The sequence below is a fragment of the Streptomyces sp. KM273126 genome, from assembly GCF_004337435.2.
In the GTDB taxonomy this organism is placed as follows: domain Bacteria; phylum Actinomycetota; class Actinomycetes; order Streptomycetales; family Streptomycetaceae; genus Streptomyces; species Streptomyces acidicola.
The window spans coordinates 3,680,025-3,696,640 of sequence record NZ_SJXB02000001.1 but is presented as its reverse complement, the minus strand read 5'-3'; the positions used below and the strand labels follow the sequence as shown (position 1 = coordinate 3,696,640).

Annotated in this window: 13 protein-coding genes and 2 tRNA genes; 10 read left to right on the top strand and 5 right to left on the bottom strand. The window is 69.8% G+C overall.

What is annotated here, in order from left to right:
• Positions 1 to 14: 14 nt before the first annotated feature.
• The 6 genes from E0500_RS16005 to E0500_RS15980 all read left to right on the top strand — a co-directional run bounded on the left by E0500_RS16005 (position 15) and on the right by E0500_RS15980 (position 6,881).
• Positions 15 to 1,442, top strand: coding sequence for a glucoamylase family protein (locus E0500_RS16005; RefSeq protein ID WP_131571570.1), 1,428 nt, complete (start codon positions 15 to 17; stop codon positions 1,440 to 1,442).
• A 162-nt stretch (positions 1,443 to 1,604) separates the two neighbouring features.
• Positions 1,605 to 2,753, top strand: coding sequence for a LacI family DNA-binding transcriptional regulator (locus tag E0500_RS16000; protein WP_181587022.1), 1,149 nt, complete (start codon positions 1,605 to 1,607; stop codon positions 2,751 to 2,753).
• Between the two features lie 365 nt (positions 2,754 to 3,118).
• Positions 3,119 to 3,832 (top strand): M50 family metallopeptidase, encoded by a 714-nt coding sequence (locus E0500_RS15995; protein WP_131571575.1) that lies wholly within the window; start codon positions 3,119 to 3,121, stop codon positions 3,830 to 3,832.
• A 203-nt stretch (positions 3,833 to 4,035) separates the two neighbouring features.
• Positions 4,036 to 5,376, top strand: a complete 1,341-nt coding sequence (aroA, locus tag E0500_RS15990; protein WP_131571577.1) for a 3-phosphoshikimate 1-carboxyvinyltransferase — start codon at positions 4,036 to 4,038, stop codon at positions 5,374 to 5,376.
• Between the two features lie 16 nt (positions 5,377 to 5,392).
• Positions 5,393 to 6,403, top strand: coding sequence for a ribosome small subunit-dependent GTPase A (rsgA, locus tag E0500_RS15985; protein WP_131571580.1), 1,011 nt, complete (start codon positions 5,393 to 5,395; stop codon positions 6,401 to 6,403).
• A gap of 154 nt (positions 6,404 to 6,557) precedes the next feature.
• Positions 6,558 to 6,881, top strand: a complete 324-nt coding sequence (locus E0500_RS15980; protein WP_131571583.1) for a multidrug efflux SMR transporter — start codon at positions 6,558 to 6,560, stop codon at positions 6,879 to 6,881.
• Positions 6,882 to 6,942: 61 nt separating this feature from the next.
• Here E0500_RS15980 and E0500_RS15975 read toward each other — a convergent pair whose 3' ends face one another.
• Positions 6,943 to 7,557 carry a TetR/AcrR family transcriptional regulator gene (locus E0500_RS15975; protein ID WP_131571586.1) on the bottom strand — a complete coding sequence of 205 codons (615 nt, stop codon included), beginning with the start codon at positions 7,555 to 7,557 and terminating at the stop codon, positions 6,943 to 6,945.
• A gap of 377 nt (positions 7,558 to 7,934) precedes the next feature.
• Here E0500_RS15975 and hisN point away from each other — a divergent pair, with 377 nt between their 5' ends.
• The 4 genes from hisN (at position 7,935) to E0500_RS15955 (ending at position 10,832) form a co-directional block, all read left to right on the top strand.
• Positions 7,935 to 8,735: a histidinol-phosphatase gene (hisN, locus tag E0500_RS15970; RefSeq protein ID WP_131568920.1), complete on the top strand. Its 801-nt coding sequence runs from the start codon at positions 7,935 to 7,937 to the stop codon at positions 8,733 to 8,735.
• A gap of 167 nt (positions 8,736 to 8,902) precedes the next feature.
• A complete protein-coding gene (locus E0500_RS15965) occupies positions 8,903 to 9,433 on the top strand; it encodes an META domain-containing protein (protein WP_131568921.1) in 531 nt (176 codons plus the stop codon).
• 287 nt (positions 9,434 to 9,720) lie between these two features.
• A complete protein-coding gene (locus E0500_RS15960) occupies positions 9,721 to 10,113 on the top strand; it encodes a cyclic nucleotide-binding/CBS domain-containing protein (RefSeq protein WP_131568923.1) in 393 nt (130 codons plus the stop codon).
• Positions 10,114 to 10,415: 302 nt separating this feature from the next.
• Positions 10,416 to 10,832: a Fur family transcriptional regulator gene (locus E0500_RS15955; protein WP_131568925.1), complete on the top strand. Its 417-nt coding sequence runs from the start codon at positions 10,416 to 10,418 to the stop codon at positions 10,830 to 10,832.
• A 174-nt stretch (positions 10,833 to 11,006) separates the two neighbouring features.
• Here E0500_RS15955 and E0500_RS15950 read toward each other — a convergent pair.
• The 4 genes from E0500_RS15950 to E0500_RS15935 all read right to left on the bottom strand — a co-directional run bounded on the left by E0500_RS15950 (position 11,007) and on the right by E0500_RS15935 (position 16,473).
• Positions 11,007 to 11,080, bottom strand: a tRNA-Met gene (locus E0500_RS15950).
• Between the two features lie 102 nt (positions 11,081 to 11,182).
• Positions 11,183 to 13,099 carry an SEL1-like repeat protein gene (locus tag E0500_RS15945; protein WP_181587021.1) on the bottom strand — a complete coding sequence of 639 codons (1,917 nt, stop codon included), beginning with the start codon at positions 13,097 to 13,099 and terminating at the stop codon, positions 11,183 to 11,185.
• A gap of 295 nt (positions 13,100 to 13,394) precedes the next feature.
• Positions 13,395 to 13,468, bottom strand: a tRNA-Met gene (locus E0500_RS15940).
• Between the two features lie 44 nt (positions 13,469 to 13,512).
• Complete coding sequence (locus tag E0500_RS15935; protein ID WP_131568945.1) at positions 13,513 to 16,473, bottom strand: UPF0182 family protein; 2,961 nt, start codon at positions 16,471 to 16,473, stop codon at positions 13,513 to 13,515.
• Positions 16,474 to 16,616: the final 143 nt, after the last annotated feature.

Below are 16,616 nucleotides of genomic sequence, written 5' to 3'. Positions count from 1 at the left end.
GGAGTTGATCCCGTATGAACCGCCGTCGTTTCCTCACGGCTGCCACCGCGGCGGCAGCGGCCGCCGGCGTCACCGGTCCCCCCGCTTTCGCCGACACGGCCTCCCGTGCCACCTCCCGTGCCGCCTCGGACACCGAGACGCTGCTCACCTGGTTCGAAGCCACCTACCGCTCGATGACGGCCATGACCACGGACTTCGGCCTGACCGCGGACAAGATCGACGTCAGCGGCACCGGCACGCCCGTCCCCTCGACGCAGACCTCGCCGACCAACATCGGCTGCGGGCTGTGGGCCACGGTGGCCGCGGCCGGCCTCGGCGTCATCTCCCCCTCGGTCATGCACGACCGCCTCGTCCGCACGATCACGGCCGTGGAGCGGCTCGAACGCGCCCACGGCTTCTGGTTCAACTGGTACGACGCCCACGACGGCTCGGTCCTCACGACATGGCCGGAGAGCGGAGGCACCGTCCGCCCGTTCCTGTCCACCGTCGACAACGCCTGGCTGGTCACCGGCCTGAAGATCGCCGCCGACGCCGATCCGGCGCTGCGTCCACGCGTAGCCCGGCTCCTCGACGGAGCAGACTGGTCGTACTACTACACCCCCTTCGACCCGGCGGACCCGTTCGCCGGCCCCGGCCAGATGCGCGGCGGCTACTGGCCCGACAAGCCCGGCAAGGGCGAACCCACCGGCCACCACTACGGAGCCCTCAACACCGAGCCGCGCATGGCCAGTTACCTCGGCATCGCCGACGGCTCGCTGCCCACCGACCACTACTGGCACATGTACCGCACCCTGCTGCCGGAGTGGGGACAGGAACAGCAGCCCGGGGGCTCCTACGTCACCATCGACGGCGTACGCGTCTGGCAGGGCCACTACACCTACCGGGGCCGCAAGCTCGTTCCCACCTGGGGCGGATCGATGTTCGAGGCCCTGATGGTGCCCCTGTTCGTGCCCGAGGCGGAGTGGTCACCGCACTCCTGGGGCACCACCCACCAGCGCTATGTGCGCAGCCAGATCGAACACGGCCTGATCGAGGAGAAGTACGGCTACTGGGGCTTCTCGCCCGCCAACATCCCCGAGGGCGGATACCGCGAGTACGGCGTCGACGCGATCGGCATGCAGGAGGACGGTTACAACAGCCTCGGCGTCGTCACTCCCCACGCCTCCTTCCTGGCCCTGCCCCAGGCACCCGAAGAGGCCATCGCCAACCTCCAGGCCCTGGCCCGGGACCTCGGCGCGTACGACGACCGCTACGGCTTCCGCGACTCCGTCAACGTCACGACGGGCCGCGTCAGCGACTTCGTTCTCGCCCTGGACCAGGGAATGATCGCTGCCGCCCTGGCCCAGCACCTGCGCCCCGGCCTCCTGCAACGCCCCTTCCGCACAGGCGGCTTCCAGTCCCGGGTGCGGCCCACGCTGGCCAAGGAACGCTTCAGCATCTGAGCTCTCGGTCGGGCTGCGCCTCGCCCCGGGCGGGGCGCAGCCCGCCACAGCGTCGTCCCGCCACAGCACCGCCCCGCCAGAGCATCGCCCCACCGCAGCGTCGCCCCGACCCCGGCCGAGCCACGTATCGCTTGCCCGCTGATTAGACGAGATCTAGGATGAATGCGCTTACAATCGTATGCGCGCGCATACCCGTCGCCTCGGGAGTCCCTTTTCGTGAGCTCTGCCCCAACGGTGTACGACGTCGCCGCACGGTCCGGGGTGTCCATCGCAACCGTGTCCCGGGTGTACCGCAATCCGGACTCCGTCCGCGCCGAGACGCGTGAACGCGTACTGACGGCGGCCCGTGCACTCGGTTACGTACCCAGCGGCAACGCCCGTGGGCTCGCCAGCCGCTCCACCGGCATCCTCGGCCTCTGCTTTCCGGACTACTCCGACCCGGACACGGAGGCGACCGAGGCGGAGGACGAGGACGCGGCCATGCTCTACTCCGACCAGATCATCCGGGGCATGGAACGGGCAGCACGCCGCCACGGTTACGCGTTGCTGATCGCCGCATCCCTCAAAGGAGGGCCGGAGAGCCTGGTGGCCAAGGTCGCCGGTCGCGTCGACGGGTTCGCGGCGCTCGCCCGTACCGTGCCCACGGAGGACCTGGAGGTCATCTCCCGCCGTCAGCCCGTGGTGATGCTGGCCGGCCCCCGTGAAGGCACCGATCACCTGGACCACCTGGACCACATCGAGGTCGCCAACTTCGACGGCCAGAAGGAGCTGACCCGGCACCTCATCGAGGACCACGGCCTGCGCCGCCTCGCGTACATCGGCTCCGCGGAGGAGTCACCGGACGTGGAGGCCCGTTTCCGCGGGTACCTCGAAGCGTGCCGGGACGGCGGGCTGAGCATGGGGCCCGAGCCCGATCTGCGGGTGCGGATGATGAGACAGGCGGACGGCGCACGCGCCGTGGACGCCCTGTGCGCCCCGGACCGTGAGCGCCCCGAGGCCCTGGTGTTCGCGAACGACCAGATGGCCGTCGGTGCCCTGCACGCGCTGGAGAAGCGGGGTCTGCGGGTTCCGGAAGACATGGTCGTCACGGGCTTCGACGGCATTCCGCTCAGCCGCCTGGTACGCCCGGCACTGACCACCGTGCATCAGCCGATGCTGCGCATGGGCGAGGAGGCGGTGGAACTGCTGGTGAAGCGGCTGAGCGGCGCACGCGATACCGAGCCGGTGTCACTGATGCTCCCCGTGACGGTCGTACGGCGAGACAGTTGCGGGTGCGACAAGGGAGAGGTCGCGCACACGGACATTCCGTGACGCCTCCGCGCCGCGGCCGTCCGATCAGCCGGCTCAGCACCGCGCCCGCCTGGGACGCGAACGCGTACGTGCTGCCGCCGCCGCGTTCCTGCGCACCACCGACCCGGCGCGGGACGGGACGGCTTTCCCGAGGTGATCTCAGGTGCCTCCAGCCCGGCACACAGCCGGCACACAGTCAGCACCGGTAGAGAGCACGAGCCCCTGATCACTCCGGCATCCAACGCTGTGGCCTGCGCATTTGCCGTCAGGAACGATCTCGGCCGACTCAGCGTCTCAGATACCGTCCGCGCAGACGTGCCACACTGCCAGGCCACCCGTCACCCGACCGCCCCTCTATCGATGCGACCAAGGGAGCCAACCCCCACATGGACACCACCTCGCTGGCCGACCTCTGGGACGAGGTGTTCGGAACCCAGCCCGACCCCGGCCTGTGGGTAGTGATCGCCACCGCGGTCGTCGCGCTCGCCGCGATCGTCCCGCAGGGCGTCTGGCGGCTCTCACGCAACGCCATCACCATCGCCCACGAGGGAGGCCACGGACTGGTCGCACTCCTCACCGGCCGTACCCTCACCGGCATACGTCTGCATTCGGACACCAGCGGTCTCACGGTCAGCCGGGGCAAGCCGACCGGGCTCGGCATGATCCTCACGGCGGCCGCGGGCTACACCGCTCCCCCGCTACTCGGCCTCGGCGGTGCCGCACTGCTCGCCGCCGGGCACATCACCGCGCTGCTGTGGCTGGCGACCCTGCTGCTCGTGGCGCTGCTGGTGATGATCCGCAACGCGTACGGGGCGGTCACGGTGCTGGTGACCGGCGGCACGTTCGTGCTGGTGTCCTGGCTGGCCGGGACCCAGGTGCAGGCGGCGTTCGCGTACGTGGTGGTGTGGTTCCTGCTGCTGGGCGGCGTACGGCCGGCCTTCGAACTCCAGGCCAAGCGTCGCCGGGGTGGCGCGGGCGACTCGGACGCGGACCAGCTGGCCCGGCTGACGCACGCACCGGCGGCGATGTGGCTGTTCTTCTTCCACGCGGTGTCGCTGTGCTCGCTGCTGGGCGGCGGTCGGTGGCTGCTGGAGGTGTGAGGCAGCACCTCCGAAGTGGAGGCTGCGGCCCGTAAGACGCGCAGGGCTGTAGGCGCGCGGGGCTGTGTCGATGTGCGGCTCCGTCGATGTGCGGCTCCGTCGCGACGGGGGTCCCCCTGTTCGACCGAAGCCGAGAACTTGGGGGAGCGACCAGCGACGACGGCGTCGCACCCGAAAGAGAGCCGACCACTAAAGTGGGGCCCATGGCCCCGAACAACGCACACACCGCCCTCTGGCCCGCCCCGCACGCGAGCGGAGCCGTCGACGCGACGGTCCACGTGCCCGGGTCCAAGTCGGTCACCAACCGCGCACTGGTGCTGTCCGCCCTCGCCTCCGAGCCCGGCTGGCTGCGCCGCCCGCTGCGGTCCCGCGACACGCTGCTGATGGCGGCCGCGCTGCGCGCGATGGGTGTGGAGATCGAGGAGACGGTGTCGTCCAGCTCCTCCGCCGCGGGCGGCCCGGACGGCGCCGGAGAGGCCTGGCGTGTGCTGCCCACGGGTCTGCAGGGTCCCGCCACGGTCGACGTCGGGAACGCGGGCACGGTGATGCGTTTCCTGCCCCCGGTGGCCGCCCTCGCCGACGGCCCCATCCGCTTCGACGGCGACCCCCGTTCGTACGAGCGCCCTCTGAACGGCGTGATCGACGCCCTGCGCGTCCTCGGTGCCCGTATCGACGACGACGGCCGGGGAGCACTCCCGCTGACGGTCCACGGCAGCGGCGCACTGGACGGCGGCCGGGTCGAGATCGACGCGTCGTCGTCCTCCCAGTTCGTGTCGGCCCTGCTGCTGTCCGGGCCGCGCTTCAACCAGGGCGTCGAGGTGCGCCACACCGGCTCGACGCTGCCCTCCCTCCCTCACATCCGTATGACGGTGGACATGCTGCGCGCGGTCGGCGCCCAGGTGGACACCCCCGAGTCGGGCGGCGAGCCGAACGTCTGGCGGGTGACGCCGGGCGCGCTGCTGGGCCGCGATCTGACCATCGAACCGGACCTGTCGAACGCCCAGCCGTTCCTGGCCGCGGCCCTGGTGACCGGTGGCAGGGTCATCGTCCCGGACTGGCCCGCCCGCACCACCCAGCCGGGCGACCAACTGCGCGAGATCTTCTCCGAGATGGGCGGCACCTGCGAACTCACCGAGTACGGGCTGGAGTTCACCGGCTCGGGCGCGGTCCACGGCATCGACGTGGACCTGGGCGAGGTCGGCGAACTGACTCCCGGCATCGCCGCGGTCGCGGCCCTCGCCGACTCCCCCTCGACGCTGCGCGGAGTGGCCCACCTGCGCCTGCACGAGACGGACCGGCTGGCCGCGCTCACCAAGGAGATCAACGAGCTCGGCGGTGATGTCACGGAGACCGCCGACGGCCTGCACATCCGCCCGCGCCCGCTGCACGGCGGTGTCTTCCACACGTACGACGACCACCGCATGGCCACCGCTGGTGCGATCATCGGCCTCGCGGTGAAGGACGTGCAGATCGAGAACGTGGCGACGACGGCCAAGACCCTGCCGGACTTCCCCGACCTGTGGACCGGGATGCTCGGGAACTGACGGGCGGATCGGGATCATGCGCCGCTACGGCAAGCACACCGACGAGGACGACGTCAGGGTCCGCCCCAGCCGCAAGGGCAACCGTCCCCGTTCGAGCATCCGCCCCAAGCACGAGGACGCGGCCGACGGGATGGTCCTCACCGTCGACCGCGGTCGGCTGACCTGCCTCGTCGAGGACCGCGTGGTCATGGCGATGAAGGCCCGCGAGCTGGGCCGCAAGGCCGCGGTGGTCGGTGACCGCGTGGCCCTCGTCGGCGACCTCTCCGGCAGGAAGGACACGCTCGCCCGCATCGTCCGCATCGCCGACCGCACCTCGGTGCTGCGGCGCACGGCCGACGACGACGATCCGTACGAGCGTGTCGTCGTCGCCAACGCCGACCAGCTCGCCATCGTCACCGCCCTCGCCGACCCCGAGCCCCGCCCTCGCCTCATCGACCGGTGCCTGGTCGCGGCGTACGACGGCCGACTGGAGCCTCTGCTGGTGCTGACGAAGTCGGACCTGGCCCCGCCCGACAAACTCCTGGAGCTGTACGGCGACCTGGACATCCCCTACGTCGTCACCAGCCGCGAGGAGCTGGAGAACGGCGGCGCGGCGGACCGGGTACGGGAACAACTCGACGGCAAGATCACGGCGTTCGTCGGCCACTCCGGCGTGGGCAAGACGACGCTGGTCAACGCGCTCGTACCCGAGGAGCGGCGCCGCAGCACCGGACACGTCAACGCGGTGACCGGCCGCGGCCGCCACACGACGACGTCGGCGCTGGCGCTGCCCCTGACGGAGTCGGACGGCTGGGTGGTCGACACTCCGGGCGTACGGTCCTTCGGTCTGGCGCACATCGATCCGTCGCGCGTGATCCACGCCTTCCCCGACCTGGAACTGGGAACCGAGGGCTGTCCCCGTGCGTGCAGTCATGACGAACCGGACTGCGCGCTGGACGAGTGGGTGGCGACGGGTCATGCGGACCCGGCCCGCCTGTACTCCCTGCGCCGGCTGCTGGCGACACGGGAGCGGCGCGAAGGTGACTGACAGAGAGGCCGCCGACAGGGGAGGCGACTGACGGGAAGGCGGCTGACCTCCGCGTTGTTTGCTTTCATACCTGGCCGGTAAGTGCATAATCGCACCGAGCCGATCCAAGTCAGACGAAGCGGTCACGGAACGTGGGGACGCGGGAGGACGAGACATGGCGTGGCTGCTGGTCATCGTTGCGGGGATACTGGAGACCGGCTTCGCCGTCTGCCTGAAGCTGTCGCACGGCTTCACCAGACTCTGGCCGACCGTCGCGTTCTGCGCCTTCGCCCTCGGCAGTTTCGGCCTGCTGACCCTCTCGCTGAAGAAACTCGACGTGGGCCCCGCCTACGCCGTGTGGACGGGCATCGGGGCGGCCGGCACCGCGATCTACGGCATGGTCTTCCTCGGCGACATCGTGTCCACGCTGAAGCTCGTCTCGATCACGCTGGTGATCGTGGGAGTCATCGGGCTCCAACTGTCGGGATCGGCACACTAGTCGAGAACTCGTTGAGAACTGATTGAGCACTGATTGAGCACTGGTCGAGGACCCGTTGAGCTCACCCCGAGCGCGTCGGGTGCCGTGGCAGGACGGTGCGCACCAGTGCCGTGACACCGCCCTCGCCCGGGGGCGCGGACACGCAGGACAGGGCCAGGCGGACGACGAGTTCGCAGGAACGGGCCGACTCCGCCGCGTCGGCCTTCGGGATGCCGGGGCCGGAGAGGACGGCGACCGCACGGTCACGGGCCAGGGCCACTAAGTCGGCGGGGGAGGGCAGAGGGCCGTCGGCGCGGCGCTGTGCGGGCACCGCGGACGACGAGGGCACCGCGGTGAGCGTGGGCGCGGGCAGACGTTCGCTCCAGCAGCCGGTGAGCATGGCCTTGATGAGAGCGTTGCCGCGTGCGGCCGAGACGGTCCACTCGGCAACGGCGGCCAGGCGCTCGCGGGGATCGGCGGGCGTGGCCAGCGCCCGGTCGACACCGGCGAGATAGGCATCGGCCTCCCGACGCACCAGGGCGCGCGCGAGCCCCTCCTTGCTGCCGAACTCGTTGTAGAGCGTCTGCCGGGACACTCCGGCCACGGCGGCGACGTCGACCATGCGCACGGCGGGCCACGGGCGGCGCGCGAGCGCCGTGTAGGCGGCGTCCAACAGGGATTCCCGCGCTGCAGGCATCATCGCCTCCCTCTGCCGAGCGGCGGCTCTGGACCTCAGATTTGACGCGCACCGAGGCACTGTCAAGGGCTCTCGGCAAGGCCGAGGGGCTTGTGCTCGGCCAACATGCGCGGTGGCGAGGGAGGGTGCGGGGGCGCGTGGTGGCATTTGGCGAAGGCCTCGGGAAGAGTCTCGGGGAGGACCTCGGGGATGCCTGCCCACACCGACTCGCCGCCCTGGGAACCTCACCCCTCCCACCGATCCCACCCCTCCCACTGATTCCACCCGCCCCGCTCCACGCCCACTCGGGGCCCGCTCCGCGCCCCTCACGCGGAGGTCCCGTAGCGATCCCCGAGGCCGTGTGGCCGGATCGATGACCTGGCGGATACGGTTCGCTCATGCCCGACTATCTCGATGACCTGCGGCTCGCCCATGTCCTCGCGGACGCGGCCGACGCCGCGACCATGGACCGGTTCAAGGCGCTCGACCTCAAGGTCGAGACGAAGCCGGACATGACTCCGGTGAGCGAGGCCGACAAGGCCGCCGAGGAGCTGATCCGCGGCCAGCTCCAGCGCGCCCGGCCGCGCGACGCGATCCTCGGCGAGGAGTACGGCATCGAGGGCACGGGCCCGCGCCGCTGGGTCGTCGACCCCATCGACGGCACCAAGAACTACGTCCGCGGAGTCCCGGTGTGGGCCACGCTGATCTCCTTGATGGAAGCGGGCGAGGGCGGCTACCAGCCGGTCGTCGGCGTCGTCTCCGCCCCCGCGCTCGGCCGCCGCTGGTGGGCGGCGAAGGGCCACGGCGCGTTCTCCGGCCGCAGCCTGGCCTCCGCCTCCCGCCTCCGCGTCTCGCAGGTCAGCAGGCTGTCCGACGCCTCCTTCGCGTACTCCTCCCTGAGCGGCTGGGAGGAGCAGGGTCGGCTGGACGGCTTCCTGGACCTCACCCGCGAGGTGTGGCGCACGCGCGCGTACGGCGACTTCTGGCCGTACATGATGGTCGCCGAGGGGTCCGTGGACATCTGCGCCGAACCCGAGTTGTCCCTCTGGGACATGGCGGCCACCGCGATCGTCGTCACCGAGGCGGGCGGCACCTTCACGGGTCTTGACGGCCGCCCCGGCCCGCACAGCGGCGACGCGGCGGCGTCGAACGGGCTGCTCCATGGCGAGTTGCTGGGGTATCTCAACCAGCAGTACTGAGGTAACTCGGGGCTTGACCTGCGCGTTTCCCCTCGGTTTAGGCACCCTGAGCCGTCGTTGGGCCGCCATAGGTGGCCGGGCCGCCTTCCAAGGCCCGGTTGACGGCCTCTGGACAACGGATCGGTACCCGCACCGAACCCACCACCTGCCTCGCACGTCGAAGGGTCATGAAGCGGACGACAAGAGTGAAGTACGCCGCCGCGGCTCTGGCCGGCACAGCGGTGCTGGCCGCCTGCGGCACGGAGTCCGACGGCGGGAGCATCTCGGTCGGAGACGGGAGCATCACGGACATCGCCGACATCCGCTGGGTGCCGCAGAAGGTGACCGTGGACGGCAATGACTACGTCCTCCCCAAGGGCGACCAGTTCCGGGTCGACGAGGCCCACGTGACGTTCAAGCCCGGCGCCGCCGAGCCGGACGTCGCCGGAGGGGACTCCGGCGGCACCGTGGGCTGCAACAGCTTCGGCGCCGACGTCGAGATCGACGGCGATACCGTGAAGGTCTCCGACCTCGCTTCGACGAAGATGGGCTGCCCCGGTCCGGTCCAGGAGTTCGAGGAGCGGTTCATCAGCGTCTTCAGGGGCACGCTCAAGGCCGCGGTCGAGGAGCGCGACGGCACCAAGACCCTCAGGCTGACCAGCAGTGAGGGCGACAGCATCACCCTCCGCGAGGGGAACGAGGAGACGGCCCGCCCCTGACGGGCACCCGGTCGACGATCGACACCCTGACGTCACAGATCCAGTAAGCGGGGCCGGTGGCCGAACGCTCGCCGGGTGGCGGTGGGTTGGGTCATGCCGGGGAATCTCCGGTACTGAGTCGCACGGGGCACAAGTGATCCGCGAGTGATCCACGAGCGCCCCCAACTGGCCACGCGCGCCCTCTTGTTGACTTCCTCTTTGCCTGGGACTCTGAGAGCCCCCACTTGTGAATTTGTGAATCCCTGAACCAACCCTCACCGGGATTCTCTAGGAGGTGGCTGAGCTCCATGCTCGTCCGCGACGCCATGACCACGGTGGTCCTCACCATCGGCCCCGACCACACCCTCCGCCAGGCCGCCGCCCTGATGTCCGCCCGCAGGATCGGCGCGGCCGTGGTGTTCGACCCGGACGCCGGCGGACTCGGCATCCTGACCGAGCGCGACATCCTCAACTCCGTCGGCCTGGGCGAGAGCCCGGACACCGAGCGGGCGCACGCCCACACCACCACCGACGTCGTGTTCGCCACGCCGTCCTGGACCCTGGAGGACGCCGCCCGAGCCATGACCCACGGCGGCTTCCGCCACCTCGTCGTTCTCGACGGCGACGAACCGGTCGGCATCGTCTCGGTCCGCGACATCATCCGCTGCTGGGCCCCGGCACGGCAGCCCGCACCCGCCTGACCGGTAAAGAACGGCGTACGTCAACGGGCCGGAACTCCCATGGAGTTCCGGCCCGTCTCCTTCGACAAGCGGTCCAACCCCGGTCAGCCGCTCAGGGCCTGGACAGCGGCTTCCAGGCGCTTGCCGAAGTCTCCGTCAGCCTGACGGAAGCTGTTGATCACACTCTCCACGCCGCTCCACGGGCTCCGCTCGCAGCCCTTCACGTCACACCCCCGACACTACAATAGACAATGTCTAAGTCAAGGGTGGTTCCAATTTCACACCCGTTCGGAATCTGGTCCTCATGCTGTTAGGCTGGTTTTATGAGTGACCTTCTGGAACGGCTGCGCGGACGCGGTTGGCGCATGACCGCGCAGCGGCGCGTCGTGGCCGAGGTCCTCGACGGCGATCACGTCCACCTGACGGCCGACGAGGTGCACGCGCGGGCCGTGGCCAAGCTGCCCGAGATCTCCCGGGCGACCGTCTACAACACTCTGGGTGAGCTGGTCTCCCTCGGCGAGGTGCTTGAGGTGACCACGGACAGGCGCGCCAAGCGATACGACCCGAACGCGCACCGTCCGCACCACCACCTGGTCTGCGCCCAGTGCGGCGCGATCCGTGACGTCCACCCGACGGGCAACCCGCTCGCCGACCTCCCCGACTCGGAGCGCTTCGGCTTCACGGTGTCGGATGTCGAGGTGACGTACCGGGGCGTGTGCCCCAACTGTGCGGCAGCGTAGGAGCGCTACTTGCGCCTGAGTGGTCACTGCCAACTGTCAGCCGGCAGTGACCGCTGTTACAACTGCCGCCACTGCCGACACCGCCGCCGACTATAAATCGACATATCGGCTCACAGTCACTCGCACAACACTGAGGGGTCGGAACTCTTACGAGCTCCGACCCCTCAGGATCAGTAGCGGGGACAGGATTTGAACCTGCGACCTCTGGGTTATGAGCCCAGCGAGCTACCGAGCTGCTCCACCCCGCGTCGATGAATGGAACACTACGTCAGCAACGCGGGCCCGTGCAAATCCGTTCCGGAGGCAGGCACCAAGCCGAGGCCCCTGCCCTCCCCGGACCACACACGCCCCTACGCCGACAGCTCCTCCCGCAGCGCATCCCGCAGCCGCGCCGCCCGCTCCACAACCTCCGCCGGCCCGAGCGACACCGCACGATCAGCCCACCGCTGCCCTTCCGCCAGCTCACCCCGGCGCGCGTAGACGAGGGCCAGCCTCAACGCCGCCCGCCCGTGCCCGGCGTCGGCCGCCCGGGTCCACCACAGCGCGGCCTCCGGCTCGCTCCCTTCCCGCGCCAGCAGCAGCCCGAGGTTGAAGGCCCCGTTCCGGGACCCGGCCTCCGCCGCCTCCCGGTACCAGCGCGCCGCCTCGACGACGTCACCACGGGCCGCCGCGAGCATGCCGACCCGCACCTGGGCCCGCCGGTGCCCCTGGGACGCGGCGCGCTCGTACCACTCCTCGCACTCGCCCTTCTCGCGCGCGGGCTCACCCAGCTCGTGCGCGGGCACGGGCGGGCGCCGGGCGTCCAGTACGGCAGCGAGCCGGTACGCGGCCTCGGCGCTGCCACCGCCCGCCGCCTGCCGCAGATGCCGCTCGGCCGCCCGCTCGTCGCCCTCGCGAAGCCGCGCGATGGCGACCTGGAGCGCGGCCTCGGTGTGCCCGGCGGCGGCCGCCCGCTCGTACCAGACCAGCGCGTCCGCGGCATCCTTCTCGGCGCCCCGCCCGGCGTACAGGATGCCGAGGTTGAAGGCGGCGTCCACGCTGCCTGCCTCCGCCGCCTTGGAGAACCACGGCTCGGCCCCGGCGGCGTCCCCGACCTGCAGCAACAGGATCGCGAGCGCGTTCGCGGCCTCGCGGTGCCCGGCGTACGCGGCCCGCCGGTACCACTGCTCGGCCTGCGCGGTCCGCCCCTGCTCGGCGCAGAGCAGCCCGAGGTTGTACGCGCCGTTCACGTCGCCGGCGTCCATCGCGGCCCGGTACCACCGCTCGGCCGTCTGGGTCTCCCCGCGCTCGGCGTGCAGCGCACCCAATGCGTTCGCCGCGTTGCCGTCGCCGTCCTGGGCGGCCCGCAGCCACCACACCGCAGCGCTCTCGGTGTCCCCCGCGTCCCGCAGCAGGAACCCGAGCGCACACGCGGCCCGCGCCTCGCCGTCCTTCGCCGAGGTCAGGTACCAGCGCCCAGCCTCCTTGAGCTCCCCGCGCCGCTCCAGGATCGCCCCGAGGTGCAGCGCGGCTCTGCGGTGCCCGCGTGCCGCAGCCTGCCGGTACCACTGCTCCGCCTCCTCGGCGGCGAACCCCGCGACACCGTTGTCAGCGCCCGTCTTCCCCACCCGTACGACCTTGTCGTCGTCACGCATGGCTGAACGGCCGTCTCGCGCGGCCCGGGGGTCCTCCCGTACGGCCAGGGGCCCCTCGGCCATCGCCTGCCGGTCCAGCGCCCGGGCCAGCCGATACGCGGCCTCCCGGTGCCCGCGCTCGGCGGCGGCCCGCATCCACTGCTCGGCCCCGGGGCCGCCTCGGTGCTCCAGCAGGTCGGCGAGCGCGTACGCGCCCAGGGTGTGCGCCTGCTCGGCGGACTGCCGCAGCCAGTACTCGGCGGCCGGCTCGTCGCCGCGCTCACGGTGATACCGCCCGAGCGCGTGTGCGGCGGCCGCGGAACCGGCGACGGCGGCGATCCGCCACCAGCCGGCGGCCTCGTCGGCGTACCCGCGCTGGTGCAGGAGGACACCCAGGTTGTTGGCGGCGGCGCGGTCGCCCGCGGCGGTGGCAGCGCGCAACTGCGGCTCGGCTCCGTCGAGATCACCGCGGCGCAGCAGCATGGCCCCGAGGACGCTCATCGCCTCGACGTCGCCGGCCTCGGCCGCGAGCCGCTGACGCGCCTCCTCCACGGCCTCACCCGTTTCGTCCCGGTCCGTCGACTGCGGAAATTCCGCAGGCTGCGCAAACCGCCCGTTCTCCAACAGAGTTGCCTTGTCCCCCATAACGTCCATCGTCGCACCACCTGCAACCTGGGTACACCTGGTATACCGCAGCCAGTGAGGTCACTTCAGCGTTTTGTCGACATGCCCACAGAGAGACAAGTCAAACACAGTTTTCTCAACTCGCTCCGTATGACGCGGCACTTCGCGCGATTCGTCGCCTCACCACTCAGGACGCACCCGAACCACTCCCCGGCTCCCGTCCTGGTGACCGGATGTTCAGGGGTGCTCGTCGCTTGGATTCGACAGGTGGCTGCGCACACGTCGAAGGCCCGGATCCTTGGAGGATCCGGGCCTTGGACTTCAGTAGCGGGGACAGGATTTGAACCTGCGACCTCTGGGTTATGAGCCCAGCGAGCTACCGAGCTGCTCCACCCCGCGCCGTTGCTCGGCAACCGTATCACGGCGCGGGACGGAGCCCTGAATCAGCTGCTTCCCGAACTCCCGTCGCTGTTCTTGCCGCTGTCCTGCTCGCTGTTCTGCTCGTTCTTCTGTCCGGCGCCACTCGCCGAGTCGGCCTTGGACTGTGCCTCGTCGGCCTTCTTCAGCGCGTCCTCAAGGTCCTGCTGAGCCCGTCCGTACGCGTCCCAGTCGCCCTTCTTGAGGGCTGCCTGGCCCTCGTCGAAGGCCTTCTGGGCATCGGTCAGGGCTTCCTGGACCGTCGGGTTGTCCGACGTGGGCGGCTTGGTGGTGTCGCCGCTCTCGTCCGGCGGCTGGGTGGTCGTGCCCTCCGCCCCGAACACCTTGTTGAGCGCCTCGTCGAGGGTGTCCTCGAAGGCGGTGGCGCCTCCGTAGGTCACCAGCACCTTCTTCAGCAGCGGGTACTTGAGGTCGCCACCGCGCACGTAGACGGGCTCCACGTACAACAGCCCGCCGTCCAGCGGCACGGTCAGCAGGTTGCCGTACTCGACTTCCGAGTCACCACCTCTCAGCAGCCGGATCGACTCGGCGATGGACGGTTCGGAGTTGAACTGGCTCTGCACCCGTTTGGGACCGTCGACCGTCTTGCCGGTCGGCAGTTTCAGAATGGTGATCTTGCCGTAGTCCTTGGCGCCGGCCTCGGCGTTGACGGACATGAACGCGCTCAGGTTGTCCCGGCCGTTCGGCGTGAACGTCGTCGTCAGCGAGAACGCCTGGGCGTCCTGCTCCGGCAGCTTCATGCTCAGGTAGTACGGCGGCACGGCGTCCCCGGACCGGTTGGTCGGGTCGTCCGGCACCTGCCACACCTCGCTGCCGCTGAGGAACGTGTCCGCGTCCTTCACGTGGTAGCGGGACAGCAGCTCACGCTGGACCTTGAAGAGGTCCTGCGGGTACCGCAGATGGTCCATGAGCGACGGCGAGATGTCGGACTTCGGCTTCACCGTGTTCGGGAACGCCTTCATCCAGGTCTTCAGGACCGGATCCTGCGTGTCCCACTGATAGAGCTTGACCTCGCCGGTGTACGCGTCGACGGTCGCCTTCACCGAGTTGCGGATGTAGTTGACCTGGTTCTGCTGGGCCACCACAGCGCGCTGGTTGTCGGCGGCGGTCAACGAGTCGGCCGTCGTGTCGCCGAGGGTCGTACGGGAGGCGTACGGGTAGCCGTTCGTCGTCGTGTAGGCGTCGACGATCCACTCGATCTTGCCGTTGACGACAGCCGGGTAGGCGTCGCCGTCGATCGTCAGCCAGGGGGCGACGGCCTCGACGCGCTCCTTGGGCGTGCGGTTGTACAGGATCCGCGAACCCTCACCTATGGCGCCGGAGTAGAGGATCTGCGGCTCGCTGAACGCCACCGCGTACGCGGCCCGGTTGACCGGGTTGGAGAGGTTGACCCCGCTCTTGCCCTTGTAGCTGGTGGTCTTCTCACCGCTGTCGTCGGAGTAGTCGATCTCCTTCTGGGGACCGCCGACGATCGAGTACTGGCTGGTCTTCTCGCCGTAGTAGATCCGCTGCTCGTACGCGCCGAAGTCGCCCCCGTTGGAGTTCTTCGAGGGCAGGTCGGACGCGGTGAAGACCGGGCGTCCGTCCTCGTCGGCGTCGGTTCCCTTGGCGGCGACCACACCGAACCCGTGGGTGTACCGGAAGTGGTCGTTGATCCAGTTGTTCTTCGGGATGCCGCCCAGGTTCAGCTCGCGCAGGCCGATGACCGTGTCCTGGACGTTGCCGTCCTTGTCCTTGTAGCGGTCGACGTCCAGATTGGCCGGAAATGCGTAGTAGTTCCGGATCTGTTGGAGCTGCTGGTACGTGGGCGAGACGATGTTCGGGTCGAGCAGGCGGATGCTCGCCGTCTTGTCCACGTCGTCGCGCAGCTTCGTCACATCGTCGGTGTTGCGCTCGCCCGAGTACTCGTCCACCTTGGCGCCGTCGATGCCGTACGCCTTGCGCGTGGCTTCCAGGTTCTTCTCGACGTACGGCGCTTCCTTGGCCTGCTCGTTCGGCTGGACCTGGAACTTCTGGACGATCGCCGGGTACAGCCCGCCGATGAGGATCGCCGAGAGCACCATCAGGCCGAAGCCGATGACGGGCAGCTGCCAGGTGCGCCGCCACAAGGTGGCGAAGAACAGCAGGGCGCAGATGACGGCGATGCAGAACAGGATCGTCTTCGCGGGCAGGTAGGCGTTCGCGTCGACGTACCTCAAACCCGTCCAGTTGCCCGTCGCCTTGAAGTCACTGGACTTCACCGCGAGCCCGTACCGGTCGAGCCAGTACGCGACCGCCTTCAGGGCGACGAAGATGCCGAGCAGTACCGAAAGGTGCCCGGTGGCCGCAGCTGTGGCCCGCGCGCCCGGAGAGGTGATCCTCAAACCGCCGTACAGGTAGTGCGTGAGCGCGGCGGCGATCAGCGAGAGGATCGTGGCGGCGAAGCCGAAGCCGACCAGGAAGCGGTACCAGGGCAGGTCGAAGGCGTAGAAGGCGACGTCCAGGCCGAACTGGGGGTCCTTCTGTCCGAAGGGGACGCCGTTCACCCACATCAGCCACGTGCGCCACTGGCCCGAGGCGGAGGCGCCCGCGATCAGGCCCACCAGGGACGTGAGCGCGAGGAGCAGCCACTTCTTGTAGGGCGCGATGCCCATGCGGTACCGGTCGAGGCTCTGTTGCTCCATCGACATGGCGCTCAGCGGCGGGCGCAGCCGGTGGGCCAGCCAGACGTTGAAACCGACCGCGGCCGCCATCAGCAGACCGAAGACGAAGAAGAGTCCGATCTTGGTCCACAGGGCGGTCGTGAAGACCGATGAGTACTTCACGGACCGGTACCAGAGCCAGTCCGTCCAGAACCCCGCGAACATGACGAACGCCATGAGCAGTACGGCCAGAACGCCCAGTGTCATGAGCAGGGTCCGGACACGCCGGGACGGTCGGCCCACTCTGATCCGTGGCCCCGTCGGGCCTCCGCCGCGGTCCGGCATCTGGAATGCCAAGGTTCGCACCTCGAAGTCGCTGTTGATCCGTCAGGCCCCCGGGAAACGCGGACCATCTTTCAGGCCCCGTGATCGTCGAGATCGTAGGGGCCTCACCTATGCAACTTACTCACGCTTTACTCGGTTCCCGG